This is a genomic window from Fretibacterium fastidiosum (assembly GCF_000210715.1).
In the GTDB taxonomy this organism is placed as follows: domain Bacteria; phylum Synergistota; class Synergistia; order Synergistales; family Aminobacteriaceae; genus Fretibacterium; species Fretibacterium fastidiosum.
Genome location: NC_021038.1, coordinates 1,116,305 through 1,130,331, shown reverse-complemented (window position 1 = coordinate 1,130,331; position 14,027 = coordinate 1,116,305). Strand labels below are relative to the sequence as shown.

The following is a 14,027-nucleotide window of genomic DNA, read 5'->3' as shown; positions in this document are numbered from 1 at the left end:
GGGGATGATGGAGGGGTGCGGGGGAGCCGACGCGGTGATCTTCGTCGCCTACCACGCCATGGCCGGCACGCCGAACGCGGTGTTGGACCACACGGTCAGCGGCCGGCGCGTCTACTCCGTCCAGCTGAACGGACGCGAGGTGGGGGAGACGGGCCTTAACGCCGCCGTCGCGGCGCACTACGGCATCCCCGTGGCGATGCTGACGGGGGACCGCGCGGCCTGCAGCGAGGCCTCGGCGCGTGTTGGGGGACGGGCTGGTGACGGCCTGCGTGAAGGAGGCGCACGGCAGGTTCTCGGCGGAGTGCCTCACCCCGGACGAGAGCGCGAAGCTCCTGCGGGCTGCAGCCGTGGAGGCCGTGGAGCGGGTCCGGGCGGGGACCGCGCCGCGGATGGACGTCGGGGACGGCAGCTTTGACCTGCGCATCACCTTCCACACGACGCTCCAGTGCGATCGGGGGGCCATCCTTCCGGGCGTGGAGCGCCTGGGCGGGCGCACGCTTCGCGTCTGCGGCTATGGTATGGCGGAGATGAGGCGGTGGTCCGGAGCTCTCATCGGCCTGGGCAGCGACTGATCATGGCGGTCGGGGAACGGAGTCCCTGATGGAGGGGTGTTATGTCGGATAAGGTAGCGGTGCTGGAGGACCGCATCCTTCAGTTCATCCAACAGAGCCTGGACGAGCTGAACTCGATCCGCAAGGAGGAGGCGTCCCGCCTGGAGAAGGCGCGAAGCCGGATCACCGCGATGTCCATCGAGCTGAAGGAGCTGGCATCGGGGATCGACAGCGCCTCGCGGGAGTATTCGTCCCTTCGGGAGAAGCTGGTGCTCTACTCGAAGCAGGGCCTCATCGCCGAGGAGAAGGAGGCCTACGACCGGGCCTCGGAGTCCATGAAGCTGCACGCCCTGCTTGAGGAACGTTACCGCAACCTGACTCAGCGCCGGGACGAGCTGCAGAAGGAGGAGCGCGCCCTGTCGCGCGTCGTCTCCAAGAGCGAGAGCATGGGGACGCGCCTGCGGATGGTGATGAACCTGGTGGCGCTGCCGGAGGCGATGCCTGCGGCCCAGGCGGCGGAGATCGTCAACGACGGGGCGCTGGTCACGGCCTTTCAGATCGCCGAGCGCGAGGCCCGATCCTTCGCCCAGGAGCTTCACGACGGGCCAACCCAGTCCTTCTCGGCCCTCGGCCTGACCCTTGAGATGGCCCAGGAGCTCATGTCGCGGGGGGAGTACACCGAGGCGGCGGGCGAGCTGAAGCTGGCGTTGAGCCAGCTGCGGGGTGGGCTCAGCGAGGTCCGATCCCTTTTGTTCGGCCTCAGCCCGACGGGGATCGACATGGGGTTCGAGGTGCCGCTGAAGCGCCTGGCGGACCAGGTGAAGCGAAGCTGGGGCACGGAGCTGACGTGGAAGCTGACGGGCAAGCTGGAGGAGGTCCCCCTGCTCCAGCGGGGCAACGTCTTCAAGACCGTTCACCAGGCCGTCGTCAACGCCGCGAAGAGCGGCGCCCCCCACGTGAAGGTCACGATCGGCAACTCCCGGCGCACCGTCCGGGGCCTGATCATCGACGACGGCAAGGGCTTCGACGTGGAGAAGGAGAAGGCGGCGGCGCGGGAGCGGGGCTCCTACGGCCTGCAGAACATGGAGGAGCGGGTCACGGTCCAGGGCGGGGAGTTTACGGTGAGCAGCGTCATCGGCAAGGGGACGACGATCGCCTTCAAGGTGCCCCTGAGGACCGGGGAGGGGGAGTGAGGCGCGGGGTCGATCCTGCTGCACGTCGTCGAGCGCGGCCGTGCTTTCGCCTCCCCTTCGGGGAGCCTTCCGGCTGCCGTTCGCCCCTGCTCACGGGTCGTCAGTCCCACCCCTCCGTAGCAGCCCCCCTTCAACGCTTCGGATTGAGCCGTAGCGGAGTTCCCCTCCGCCCTTCCGCGTAATTCCGCCGTGCCGGTTTGACATTTCGCGCCGGTCGGGGTACTATGAGTCCCGCATCGGCCTCGTGAATGCCTGGCTGTGGGGTCGTGCAAAACTTGATGCGGAGGTGGTATCCTCCTTTGCGGAGGGGAGGTGAAAGGATGGGATGTGAGACGACCAAGCTGGTCTACTCCGACGAGAGGCCCCTGTGGCTCACGTCGGACGGCTCTCTGGTCCCCGCCGTGCGCGGCGAGGACGGGGCGCTGAAGGGTATTGCGCTTTACCTGAAGGATCGCAGCGGCGCGATGCGCCGGCTCTATGCCTAGGGAGCGCGGCCCCAGGCTTCACGGCGGCACGGTCCGCTTCTTTGTTTTTAACGCAGAACGACAGGGCGCAGGCGCCCTTTGACCCGGTTTTTCCTGCTGAATAAAGATGAAGTCTGAGGAACGGGCCAAAGCTCACCGCGAGCCACGGCCCGTTTTACAATTGAGATTTTTTTGAATAAATCCTTGTAATTATCCCAAAACTTGGTATTATTAAAAAATGACTGCAGAGATGATGGACCATCTGATCGACGCCTTTATGGCGTCGGTGCAGAACAGATCGCAATCGGAGCACACGCTGGTCAACTACGCCTCGGACCTCAGGCAGTTCGCGGAGTACCTCGAGGGGTGTGGCGCGTCGGAGGTCCGGTCGGTGGAAGCGCCGATACTGAGGGCGTACCTGCGGGCGCTCTTCGGCTGGGGATACGCCAAGGCGACGGTGGCGCGAAAGCTCTCGTCACTCCGAAGCTTCTTTGCCTTCCTGAAGGAGCGCGGCGTCCTGGAGCGGGACCCGGCTCGAAACCTGCGGGGCCCCGGCGCGCCCCGGCGCATTCCCCGCGCCCTCAGCGAGGAGGTGGTGGAACGCCTCTTTGCTGCGGCGGGGGAGTCGGAGGAGGCGCTGCGGGACACGGCGATCCTGGAGGTCCTCTACGGCTGCGGGCTTCGCGTGTCGGAGCTGACCGGCCTGCGCTGGGAGGACGTGGACCTGGACGAGCGCTGGCTCATCATCCTGGGCAAGGGCAGCAAGGAGCGGCGCGTGCCGTTCGGCCGCTGCGCCCAGCGCGCGCTGACGGCTCTGCGCGGGGAGCAGGCCCTCGGCCCCTTCGTCTTTGTGGGGCACGAGGGAGCGGGCAGCCCCGGCAGGGAGGGACGGAGGGGGCGGACCGGGCAGAAGCCCGTCACGGTCCGCACGGTGCATCGCGTCGTGACGGCCCTGGCGGCCCGGGCGGGGCTTGAGGGGGTGACGCCCCACGTCCTGCGCCACAGCTGCGCGACGCACCTTCTGGAGCACGGGGCGTCCCTGAAGTTCGTCCAGGAGTTTTTGGGACACGAGAGCCTTGCCACGACTCAGATCTACCTCACGGTCAGCGCCTCCTGGATGAAGGAGAGCTACGCGGCGGCCCACCCCAGGGCCCACGTCGGCACGGACGAGGGATGAGCCGCACGGCCGATGGCCTGTGTCGAAACGGGGCGAAACGGATGGCTTGGCATTTTTCTGAAAGGATGATCACGCTGTTTACGGGAACGACGATTGTCTGCGTTCGGGATGGAGCGCGGGTCGCCATGGCGGGGGACGGCCAGGTGACGCTTGGGAGTCAGATCATCAAGTCCGGGGCGCGCAAGGTGCGTCCGCTGCTGGGGGGAAAGATACTGACGGGGTTCGCCGGCAGCACGGCGGACGCCATGACGCTTTTGGAACGTTTTGAGAACTGCCTGGAGCAGGAGAAGGGCGACCTGATGAAGGGGGCCGTGAAGCTGGTGCGCGAGTGGCGCATGGACAAGGCGCTGCGCCGGCTCGAGGCCATGATGCTAGCGGCGGACAGGAGCATGACGCTGCTTTTGAGCGGAGCGGGGGACATCCTGGAGCCGGAGGGCGACGTGGCCTCCATCGGGTCCGGGTCCGGCTACGCGCTGGCGGCGGGGCGGGCGCTGCGGGAGGCCACGGACTGGAGCCCGGATCGCATCGCGCGCCGCGCCATCGAGCTGGCCTCCGAGATCTGCATCTACACGGACAGCGTCGTGACCCTGGAGGTGCTTGGAGAATGAGCGGGCTGAATTCTGCGCTGACGCCCTCGCGGATCATCGAGTACCTGAACCGCTACATCGTGGGACAGGACAAAGCCAAGCGGGCCGTGGCCATCGCGCTGAGGAACCGCCTGCGTCGGCGGGCGCTGCCCCCGGAGATGGCGCACGAGATCATGCCGAAGAACATCCTGATGGTGGGGCCGACGGGGGTGGGCAAGACGGAGATCGCCCGCCGCCTGGCGACGCTTTCCGACGCGCCCTTCATCAAGGTGGAAGCCACGAAGTTCACCGAGGTGGGCTACGTGGGCCGCGACGTGGAGACCATCATTCGCGACCTGATGGAGTTCGGCGTCGCCATGGTGCGCAGGCGGATGCTGGAGACGATGCAGGCCCCCGCCCTGGAGCGGGCGGAGCAGAGGCTGCTGGACGCGATGCTCCCCAAAAAGGAGCGCAGGTTCTCCGTGCCGGACCTCATGAAGGCCTTTGGGGCCTCCCAGGAGGAGGCCGCCGAGGAGGACCGGGAGGAAGAGGGGCAGGCCGAGGAGAACACCAGGACGCGCGCTCGCCTGCTGGAGATGCTCAGGGCAGGCAGGCTGGACGACCGGGAGGTGGACGTCGAAGTGACGGACGCCGTGACGGCGATCCCCGTCATGGGGGCTTCGGGCATGGACAGCATGGGCGTCAACATCAGCGAGATGCTGAGCGGGATCCTGCCGAAGCGCTCCAGGAAGCGCCACATGAAGGTGAAGGAGGCGCTGCGCATCCTCCAGTCCGAGGAGGCGGAGAAGCTCATCGACAAGGAGACGCTGGCGCGGGAGGCACTCGAGATCGTTCAGGAGGGCGGCATCGTGTTCCTGGACGAGCTGGACAAGGTGGTGGTCCGGGGCGGCAGCACGGGCCCGGACGTGAGTCGCGAGGGCGTGCAGCGCGACCTCCTGCCCATCGTGGAGGGCAGCGTCGTCCAGACGCGCTACGGTCCCGTCAAGACGGACCACATCCTCTTCATCGCGGCGGGCGCCTTCAGCGGAGTGAAGCCGTCGGACCTCATCCCGGAGCTGCAGGGGCGGTTCCCCATCCGCGTGGAGCTGGAGCCCCTGAGCTGGGAGAACCTGCAGCAGATACTGACGGAGCCGGAGAACAGCCTCATCCGCCAGTACACGGCCCTCATCTCTACGGAGGGCACGGAGCTGGTCTTCACGGAGGAGGCAACGGCGGAGATCGCCAAGCTCTCCAGCAAGATGAATGCCGAGATGGAGGACATCGGGGCCCGGCGGCTGCACACGATGATGGAGCAGCTGCTGGAGGAGATCAGCTTCAGCGTCTGCGACCGGAGCCCCGAACGGATCGAGATCACCGCGGACCTCGTGCGCGAGCGCCTCGCCCCCCTCGTGGAGAACCGGGACATACGGCGTTATCTCCTGTGATCCCCCTGGTCTTGAGGCAAATTTGGGTTAAAGTTCTCTTTAATTGTGTTGAATTGTTGTGAAATTATTGTTATACTGTAGCAAAAGGACAGCAGGCGGGCGAATCACAGCGTGCGGCATCGCGTGTCGCATTGGCCCTGCTTCTAAGTCTTGACGCAGCGGATGGCCGTGCGGTTCTTCCGCCGGCTGATCCTCAGGAGGAATGCAACAATGGCAAAAAGAACTGAAAAGCGGCGTGGAACGAGGAAAGTGGAGGCTGAGGGGACGGTGGATATCCTGAACGGAACCTCCGTCACGGAGAGCGGGTGGGAAGCGGGGCCCTGTTCGGAAGCGGTGACGAAGGCGATGGAGGACATCCTCGAGAAGACGCGGCAGGTGGGGCGGGCACTGCAGAATCGCCGGGAGGGGGATCTCCTGGACTACGACAGGTTGGCCCGCCTCCTGTCCGAATTCTCTACGGCCAACGTCTACATCGTGGACAAGATCGGCAACCTGCTGGGGCACAACTGGCTTCCGGACTACGAGTCCAAGGCCCTGTCGGCAAGTATGAAGAACGGCGTCATGCCGGAGGAGTTCGTGGTCCGAATGAACCGGTGCAGGGACTCCGAGGTCCACGACGAGGACGCCTTCCTGTTCGATGACGACTACGCGGGCGAGCGGCCGGAGAAGCACCTGATGTACGTCCCCATCATCGGCGCTGCGGCGGAGCGGCTGGGGACGGTGCTGCTGGTCCGTTTCCGCGCCCCCTTCCTGCTTCGGGACCTCCTGCTGGCGGAGTACCTGGGCACGCTGGTGGGCATCGAGATTCTGAACGAGCGCAACCGGACGATCGAGGAGCGCTCCCGCGACCGCATTGCCGTGCAGATGGCGATGCGGGCCCTCTCCTACTCCGAGGTGGCCTCCATGAAGCACATCCTGGCGGAGATCGACGGGCTCGAGGGGGTCGCCATCGCGAGCAAGGTGGCGGACCGCGTGGGGGTGACGCGCAGCGTCATCGTCAACGCGCTTCGCAAGCTGGAGAGCGCGGGGCTCATCGAGAGCCGCAGCCTGGGGATGAAGGGCACCTACATCAAGGTGCTGAGCCCTCTCTTCGTGGAGGAGCTGGGCGTGGCCACCTCCCCCCGCGTGCTGTACTGAAGGGGACGTGGAACGCTTCGTGGTGTATAATGAAGCGAAGGGAGAGGTGAGGACCGTGCTGGGAGATTACACTTGGAGCGTCGTGGAGAAGGAGACGGAGTGCCTTGCGGAGCGCTTCAAGGCGGTGACGAGGAACGTGGCGAACGCCAACACGCCGGGCTACGCCCGCCGGAACGTCTCCTTTGAGGACCAGATGCGCGAGGTCATGGAGAACGGCAGAAAGCTGCACATGACGGTGACGGATGCGGGACACATCCCGTCTCGCCCCCTGCGCATGTCGGACGTCAGGGCCTCGGAGATCAGGGTGTCGGACGAAATCTACCGCCTGGACGGGAACAACGTGGACCCGGAGCGCGAGATGGCCGTGCTGTCGGAGACCCGCATGATGTACGGGGCGATGATGCGCGTTGCCGCGGGCAAGACGGCGCTCTTGAAGTCTGTCATCGCGGGCCGCTAGAGGGAGGCGTTCCTGGATGAAGGTCTTTGACAGCATGGAGGTTGCGGGCAGCGCCCTGACGGCCCATCGTCTGTGGATGGACACGATCTCCTCCAACCTGGCGAACATCAACACGACCCGCACGCTGAGCGGCGGGCCCTATAAGCGGCGCGTGCCCGTCTTCGCGGAGATGCTGGACAGGACCATCGGGGGCTACCGCGACATCGGCGGCGTGCGCGTCACGGCCATCACCGAGGACCGGACGGCCCCGCGGATGACCTATCAGCCGGACCACCCGGATGCGGACAAGGACGGCTACGTGGCCTATCCCAACGTCAACCTGGTGCGGGAGATGACGGACATGCTGGTGGCCAGCCGTGCCTATGAGGCAAACCTCTCCGTCGTCACCACGGCGCGCGAGATGTGGAACGGCGCCCTGGAGGTCATGAGGGCCTAACCCTGCCCAAAAAACCTGAAGAACCGATCAGCCCCGACGAGAGTCGGGGCTGACGTTTGTCCTCGAAGCCTGCTCCAGCCCTACGCCAGTCCCTTGACGACGTCGGTAAAGTCCGACCAGTCCTCGACCTTAAAAGCCCGGATGTCGCGCACGGAATTTTTGAACCACTCAATCCTTGAAAGCGCGTTGATCGCCTTATACACGGCGGTAAGGTTATCCCCGTCCTTCATGGAGAGATAGACGCTGCCCTGTGTCCACTCAAAGCCCGCTTTTTTGAGCTCTTCATTGATCTCCTGATAGGCCCCGTTGTAGGGATCCCCATAATTTTTCTTGAGTTCCGCAACCTTCAGGTCAAACGCGATCGCGTACACGCTCATCCCTCCTTCGGAGTTTCAATGTTGCGGCGGCCTCTCCAGGATCATTTTATCACAAACAATCGCGGACCCAGCGGCCGAACCTCTTTCCGACCGCTCGGCGCTACCGTTCGTAGTGCTTGATCAGCGTCTGAGTCCCCATGTCCCCGAACCCGTCGCGGGCCAGCTCTCCGTAGTCCTCCGTCACCTGAGCCAGGACCTCCAGGTGCAGGCGGCTCTGCGCCGCCTCCTCCGAGGCCAGCGTCAGGTCCTTCAGGAAGTGCTTGAGGAAGAAGCTCGGCTGGAAGTCGTTCGCCGCGATTTTTGGCCAGCAGGCGTCCAGCTGCCTGCTGGCCGCTGCACCGGTGGACAGGGACTTCAGCAGCACTTCGAGGTCCAGCCCCTTGGCCCGTGCGTAGGCGATGGCCTCACACACGCCGGAGAGCGTCCCTGCGATCATGATCTGGTTCGTCAGCTTCGCGTGTTGGCCGCAACCCGCCTTGCCCTGGTAGTTGACGTTGGCGCCCATGGCGCGGAACAGGGGCATGCAGGCCTCGTAGTCCGCCCTGTCGCCTCCCGCCAGGATGGAGAGCGTCCCGTCCCGCGCCCCCGTCTCGCCGCCGGTCACGGGGGCGTCCATCACCCGGAAGCCGCGCTTCGTGCCCTCGGCGTAGAGCCGTTCGGCCAGCGTCGGGCTGCTGGTGGTCATGTCGATGAGGCAGGCGCCCCGTTCCGCGCTGTCCAGGACGTTCCCGGCCCCGAAGTAGACCTCCTCCACGTCGCGGGGGAAGCCCACCATCGTGATGACCTCGCTGCAGCCCTTGACGCACTCTGCGATGGAGCTGCCGAAGGCCGCGCCCTCCGCGATCACGTCGGCGACCTTCGCCCTGTCCCGCGCGAAGATGCGGAGCTCAAAGCCCGCCTTCATCAGGTTGCGCACCATGGACTTCCCCATGATGCCCACGCCGATAAAACCCACTTTTCGCAATGTGATACCCCCTTTGGAATGCGATCCGCGGGGCCGCCCGCACGACGGCCTCAGCCCCTGTCGTGATCAGGTCTTCATCATAGCACAAACGGCCGCCGCGCTCCAAAACGTCCAAACTCCGCGGGCATTTTGCCGGAGGACAGGATAAAATAAGAACCATCGGTCGCCTGGGCGGCTGGAACTTTGGAGCGGAGGGATTGCCTGTGAGGAAGAGACGTCCTGTGCTGGGGAACCTGGAGGAGGCCGGTGCCCTGTGGCGAAGCGGCGGAGCGGTGCTGGACCGCGCGGGAGGGGCAGCGCGCGCCTGGATGTGTCCCGCGGGGCGGACCCTCGCGGTGCTTCCGGACCTGCGGCAGGCCTCGGAGCTGGTCGCGGACAGTCGGGCCCTGTTCCCGGACCGGCCGGCCATGCTGCTGTCCGAGCTTCCCCTCACCTCCCAGTCCGTCAACAGCCGTCCCCTGCTGCTGGAGCGGGGCGAGACGATCCGTCGCTGGGCGGCGGAGGGCGGCGTGCTGGCCGCCACGCCCGGCGCGCTGATGGCCCCCTGCCTCCTGGGGGAGTCGGAGCTATCCGTCCGTAGGGGAGAGGACTACGCCAGGGACCGCCTCGCCGCCTGGCTGGAGCGCAACGGATACCAGCGGACGGACCTCGTGTGGTCGCCGGGGCAGTACGTCCTTCGCGGCTTCATCATGGATGTCTTCGACCCCGCCCACGCCCTGCCCCTGCGCTTTGAGTTCTTCGACGAGAACCTCGACCGCATCGCGGCGTTTCACCCCTCCACGCAGAAGAGCGCCGCGGAGCTGGAGGACGTGAGCCTCCACGGCATGGCCACGGCGACGGAAGGCGTCCCTGCGGAGATGCTGCCCGATGACGCGCGAATCCTCCTCTTCGACCCCCAGAAGTTGGAGGCCCAGGCGATCTCCTTCCACTGGCTCTGGCAGGAGCTGTCGGCAGGGGCGGAGGGGAAGGTCGTCAAGGACTGGGGGGAGATCATCAAGGTGCTGGCCCGGCTGCCGCACCTCAGGATCACGGACGCCGCGGAGGCCGCGGACGCCGAGCTGGACGTCCGCCCCCTGCCCCCCTTCAAGGGGGACTTGAACGCGGTCCTGCGCCTGTGCCGGGACTTTGAATCCCAGGGCTGCCGCGTCGCGGCCCTCACGACGAACCCCCGTTTCCTGGACCGGGGAAAAGGGCCCTTCAGCGTCCTGGGGGATGGGCTTGAGCTCCGGGAGGCCCCCCTGACGTCGGGCTTCGAGGATCGCTCGTCCGTTCGGGCCTTCATCTCCGACCGGGAGCTCTCCGGCGTCTCCGCCTCCGGCACGACCTCGGAATGGCGCGCTCCCGTAGAGTGGCGGGACCGCCTCTCCGAGGGGCAACTCGTCGTCCACGAGGACTACGGCGTCGGAGCCTTTCGCGGCATCCGTGAGGTGGTCACTGCCGGCGTGACCTCGGACGCCCTGATCGTCGAGTTCGCGGACGATCAGCGCCTGCTCGTCCCCGTCCTGCAGGCCCACAGGCTGACGCCTCTCGCAGAGCACGAGAACGAGGAGACGCAGCTGGACTCGCTGCGCGGCACCCGCTGGCGAAAGAGCGTGGAGAAGGACAAAGAGCGCGCCAGGGAGGAGGCGAAGGCGCTCCTCGAGATCTACGCGCGCCGCGAGCTGGAGAGGCAGGAGCCCTTTGCCGCGCCGGAGGAGCTCTACGACGACTTCGTCCGTGCCTTCCCCTTCAACGAGACGGCGGATCAGCTCCGTGCGACGGCGGAGATCATGGCGGACCTGTCGAGCCGCTTCCCCATGGACCGCCTGCTGGTGGGGGACGTGGGCTTCGGCAAGACGGAGGTGGCTCTGCGCGCCGCCTTCCGCGTCGTGGCGTCGGGCCGTCAGGTCTGCGTCCTGGCACCGACCACGATCCTGGCACAGCAGCACTTCTCCACCTTCCAGTCACGGCTTGCGGGCTTCCCCGTCAGCGTGGGGCTGCTCTCGCGCTTCGTGTCACGGAAGGAGGCTGCCGCGACGCTGGCCCGCGCGGAGGCGGGGGAGGTGGACGTCGTCATCGGCACGCACAAGCTGCTGCAGAAGGGCGTACGCTTTAAGGACCTGGGGCTTTTGGTCATCGACGAGGAGCACCGCTTCGGCGTCATGCACAAGGAGGGGCTGAAGCGCGCCTACGGCGCCGTGGACATCCTGAGCCTCTCCGCCACGCCCATCCCCCGCACCCTGGCCATGGCCCTGAGGGGGCTGCGCAGCATCTCGGTCCTCTCGACCCCGCCGGAGGACCGCCTGCCCGTGACGACCTTCGCCGGCCCCTGGCAGGCGCCCCTGGTGCGCAAGGCCGTGGCCTATGAGCTGAACCGCGGCGGACAGGTCTATTTCGTGGTGAACCGAATCTCGCGGATGGAGGAGCAGGCCCGCACGCTCTCGGCCTTCTTCCCCGAGGCGAAAGTCCAGATCGCCCACGGCCAGATGGCGGGGCGCGAGCTGGAGCGCACGATGATGGACTTCTACGCCGGAAAGATCGACGTCCTGGTGGCGACCACCATCATCGAGAGCGGCCTGGACGTGGGGCGGGCCAACACCATCATCGTGGACGACTCCCAGGAGCTGGGGCTGGCTCAGATGTACCAGCTGCGCGGGCGCGTGGGCCGGCGGGGCGAAAACGCCTTCGCCTACTTCTTCTACCCGGACCGGGAGGTTCTGCCGCGGGAGACGGCGGACCGGCTGGAGGCCATCTCCACCATGACGGACCTGGGGTCGGGCTACGCCATCGCCCGGCGCGACCTGGACATCCGGGGCGGCGGGGAGATCGGGGGCACCAGCCAGCACGGAAGCGCCAGGAGCGGCAGTTTCCACGTGTTCTACAGGATGCTGGAGCAGGAGCTTCGCCGTCTGCGCGGCGAGGAGACGAGGATGACGGACCTCAGCTTCGATCATGGTGGCTCCGTCCCCACGTTCTACATCCCCCAGGAGGACGTGCGCGTGACGATCTACCGCCGGCTGCTCCAAACGGTGGGGCTGGACGAGCTGGCTGCCCTGATGGAGGAGGTCCGCGACCGCTTCGGCGCGCCGCCCAGGGAGGTGCGCCTCCTGGCGGCGATGACGGCCCTGCGCAACTTCGGAGGCCGCTTTGGCCTGGAGGAGGCCTCGGTCCGGCAGGACGGCACGACCGTTTCGGGCGACATGGGGCTCCTGGCCCCCTTCCTTGGAGCGGAGCGGGGCTGGACGGTGATGCGCGCCCGGGCCGCCGGCCCCGGAGGCCTCGTCGGGGCGGAGGCCCTCGTTGGCGCCATGAGGCGCGCCGGGGAGGGGATGGCCGGAAGACCGGCCGCTCCCGCTGGAGCCGTGAGCGGCGAGCCCGTGGGCGCGGAACCAGGCGCCGCGGGCCGCGTGGAGCGTTGAGAAAACCGCAGGTTCGCCCTTCGTTTTGGGAGGCGACACGGGATTATTGCAGGCTGATAACGGGCTCATTACAGGGAGGGTGAGGGGTATGACGTATTACGTCGGCGTCGATGTCGGCGGCACGAGCGTGAAGATCGGCGTCGTGAGCTCAGCGGGGTCCATCGTCAGCGAGGTGGCGATCGCGACGGGGGCGGAACGGCCCCAGGAGGTCGTGCTTCAGGACATCCTGGAGGGCGTGAGGCAGGCGGTCGCGGCCAGCGACCTGGGGTGGGGGAAGGTGCGCGCCGTGGGCGTCGGCTGTCCGGGGATGGTGCGCGCCGAGGAGGGCACGGTGCTCTACAACAACAACCTGGGTTGGCGCGATTTTCTGCTGGGCCCGATGCTGACGGAGGCCCTTGACCTGCCCGCGCGGGTGGAGAACGACGCCAACGCCGCGGCGCTGGGCGAGGTCGTAGGGGGCTGTGCCAGGGGGGCGACGAGCGCCATGATCATCACGCTGGGGACGGGCGTCGGGTCGGGCTTCGTCATCGACGGGAGGATATGGGCGGGGTACAACTCCGCTGCGTGCGAGTTCGGGCACATGGTCATCGTCCGCGGGGGCCGTCCCTGCACCTGCGGCCGCAGGGGGTGCTTTGAGGCCTACGCCTCGGCCACGGGGCTCATCGCGATGACGAACGAGGCCATCGCAACCGACCCGGAGGGGGCGATGGCGGAGATGGCGCGCCGCGAGGGGCGCGTCGGAGGACACACCTCCTTCGTCGCCGCCGAGGCCGGGGATCCGGCTGCCATGCGGCTGGTGGACGAGTACACGGACTACCTGGCCTGTGGGGTGGCGAACCTCGTCAACGGCCTTCAGCCGGAGGTCGTCGGCGTCGGCGGAGGCGTGGGCAAGCAGGGCGAACGGCTGCTGGTCCCCCTGCGTCGGAAGGTCTCGGCGGAGCTCTACGGCCGCGATTACGAGGACGATCGGGCGACGCGCCTGGTCTCCTGCACGCTGGGCTACAAGGCGGGGCTGGTGGGCGCGGCGATGGCGGCGAAGGTTGCCTACGGGGAGTGAGCCCTGGGCTGGCAGGGTGGGGAACGGGAAACCGAAAAAATCGCAAAAGGTTGTTGACAAGTTCGGGAAATACGGGTAGAATACACGCTGTTGTGGTAACGGGGCTGTAGCGCAGCTGGGAGCGCGCTTCCCTCGCACGGAAGAGGTCGGGAGTTCGAATCTCCTCAGCTCCACCATTTTAGTTCGGGGCGTAGCGCAGTCTGGTTAGCGCACCTGCTTTGGGAGCAGGGGGTCGAAGGTTCGAATCCTTTCGCCCCGACCAGCGCTGACCAACGGTGATGCCGCGGGAATAGCTCAGCTGGCTAGAGCGATGGCCTTCCAAGCCGTAGGTCGCGGGTTCGAATCCCGTTTCCCGCTCCATTGAGATACGAACGCGCTTGTAGCTCAGCTGGATAGAGCAACGGCCTTCTAAGCCGTAGGTCGCGGGTTCGAATCCTGCCGGGCGCGCCATTGATATGGTGAGCGTAGTTCAATTGGCTAGAGCACCGGGTTGTGGTCCCGGGGGTTGGGGGTTCGAGTCCCCTCGCTCACCCCAATAGTTAATAGTGCGCTCGTAGCTCAGTTGGATAGAGCGACGGACTTCGGATCCGTAGGCCGCGGGTTCGAATCCTGCCGGGCGCGCCATTCAAATAACGTGGACTGTTAGCTCAGTTGGTAGAGCAGCTGACTCTTAATCAGCGGGTCGTGGGTTCGAGTCCCTCACAGTCCACCATTACCTTTTTCATGAACGTCCAAAGTCGTCCAAAAAGCCCGCTGTCAAGCGGGTTTTTCTTTTGTCTTCACTCCATGAAAGTCCACCCTGATG

General features: G+C 66.4%; 13 protein-coding genes, 7 tRNA genes and 1 pseudogene. 19 read left to right on the top strand and 2 right to left on the bottom strand.

Annotated features, from left to right (window positions below; genetic code table 11):
- Positions 1–4: 4 nt before the first annotated feature.
- The 10 genes and pseudogenes from SY1_RS12355 to flgC form a co-directional block, all read left to right on the top strand.
- Positions 5–184: pseudogene (locus tag SY1_RS12355) on the top strand (M55 family metallopeptidase); the annotation flags it as partial.
- A gap of 55 nt (positions 185–239) precedes the next feature.
- Positions 240–572: a M55 family metallopeptidase gene (locus SY1_RS12350; protein ID WP_341523513.1), complete on the top strand. Its 333-nt coding sequence runs from the start codon at positions 240–242 to the stop codon at positions 570–572.
- Between the two features lie 41 nt (positions 573–613).
- The gene (locus SY1_RS05190; protein ID WP_015556399.1) at positions 614–1,744 is read left to right on the top strand and encodes a sensor histidine kinase; all 1,131 of its coding nucleotides are present in this window, start codon (positions 614–616) and stop codon (positions 1,742–1,744) included.
- 320 nt (positions 1,745–2,064) lie between these two features.
- On the top strand, positions 2,065–2,229 hold the full coding sequence (locus SY1_RS05185; RefSeq protein ID WP_015556398.1) for a hypothetical protein: 165 nt from the start codon (positions 2,065–2,067) through the stop codon (positions 2,227–2,229).
- 217 nt (positions 2,230–2,446) lie between these two features.
- Entirely contained in the window at positions 2,447–3,385 is a 939-nt protein-coding gene (locus SY1_RS05180) for a tyrosine-type recombinase/integrase (protein ID WP_279369723.1), read from the top strand.
- A gap of 65 nt (positions 3,386–3,450) precedes the next feature.
- Positions 3,451–3,993: an ATP-dependent protease subunit HslV gene (gene hslV, locus SY1_RS05175; RefSeq protein ID WP_015556396.1), complete on the top strand. Its 543-nt coding sequence runs from the start codon at positions 3,451–3,453 to the stop codon at positions 3,991–3,993.
- Entirely contained in the window at positions 3,990–5,396 is a 1,407-nt protein-coding gene (gene hslU, locus SY1_RS05170) for an ATP-dependent protease ATPase subunit HslU (protein ID WP_015556395.1), read from the top strand. Before hslV ends, hslU begins: the two co-directional genes overlap by 4 nt.
- Positions 5,397–5,606: 210 nt before the next feature.
- On the top strand, positions 5,607–6,533 hold the full coding sequence (gene codY / locus SY1_RS05165; RefSeq protein ID WP_015556394.1) for a GTP-sensing pleiotropic transcriptional regulator CodY: 927 nt from the start codon (positions 5,607–5,609) through the stop codon (positions 6,531–6,533).
- Positions 6,534–6,552: 19 nt separating this feature from the next.
- Positions 6,553–6,990 carry a flagellar basal body rod protein FlgB gene (gene flgB / locus SY1_RS05160; RefSeq protein WP_243440590.1) on the top strand — a complete coding sequence of 146 codons (438 nt, stop codon included), beginning with the start codon at positions 6,553–6,555 and terminating at the stop codon, positions 6,988–6,990.
- Between the two features lie 16 nt (positions 6,991–7,006).
- Positions 7,007–7,426 carry a flagellar basal body rod protein FlgC gene (gene flgC / locus SY1_RS05155; RefSeq protein WP_015556393.1) on the top strand — a complete coding sequence of 140 codons (420 nt, stop codon included), beginning with the start codon at positions 7,007–7,009 and terminating at the stop codon, positions 7,424–7,426.
- Between the two features lie 80 nt (positions 7,427–7,506).
- On the opposite strand, the gene SY1_RS05150 is transcribed toward flgC, so the two are convergent.
- Positions 7,507–7,803: a virulence-associated protein D gene (locus tag SY1_RS05150; protein WP_015556392.1), complete on the bottom strand. Its 297-nt coding sequence runs from the start codon at positions 7,801–7,803 to the stop codon at positions 7,507–7,509.
- Between the two features lie 100 nt (positions 7,804–7,903).
- A complete protein-coding gene (locus tag SY1_RS05145; protein WP_243440711.1) occupies positions 7,904–8,758 on the bottom strand; it encodes an NAD(P)-dependent oxidoreductase in 855 nt (284 codons plus the stop codon).
- 212 nt (positions 8,759–8,970) lie between these two features.
- On the opposite strand from SY1_RS05145, the gene SY1_RS05140 reads away from it, so the two are divergent.
- From SY1_RS05140 to SY1_RS05100, 9 genes are all read left to right on the top strand, one after another.
- Positions 8,971–12,165: a DEAD/DEAH box helicase gene (locus SY1_RS05140; protein ID WP_208872939.1), complete on the top strand. Its 3,195-nt coding sequence runs from the start codon at positions 8,971–8,973 to the stop codon at positions 12,163–12,165.
- An 88-nt stretch (positions 12,166–12,253) separates the two neighbouring features.
- Positions 12,254–13,222, top strand: a complete 969-nt coding sequence (locus tag SY1_RS05135) for an ROK family protein (protein WP_015556391.1) — start codon at positions 12,254–12,256, stop codon at positions 13,220–13,222.
- A 100-nt stretch (positions 13,223–13,322) separates the two neighbouring features.
- Positions 13,323–13,398 (top strand) — tRNA-Ala (locus SY1_RS05130).
- A gap of 8 nt (positions 13,399–13,406) precedes the next feature.
- Positions 13,407–13,484 (top strand) — tRNA-Pro (locus SY1_RS05125).
- A 21-nt stretch (positions 13,485–13,505) separates the two neighbouring features.
- A tRNA-Gly gene (locus SY1_RS05120) sits at positions 13,506–13,582 on the top strand.
- 13 nt (positions 13,583–13,595) lie between these two features.
- Positions 13,596–13,672 (top strand) — tRNA-Arg (locus SY1_RS05115).
- Between the two features lie 8 nt (positions 13,673–13,680).
- Positions 13,681–13,757: transfer RNA gene (locus tag SY1_RS05110), tRNA-His, on the top strand.
- Between the two features lie 12 nt (positions 13,758–13,769).
- A tRNA-Arg gene (locus SY1_RS05105) sits at positions 13,770–13,846 on the top strand.
- A gap of 12 nt (positions 13,847–13,858) precedes the next feature.
- Positions 13,859–13,934, top strand: a tRNA-Lys gene (locus SY1_RS05100).
- Positions 13,935–14,027: the final 93 nt, after the last annotated feature.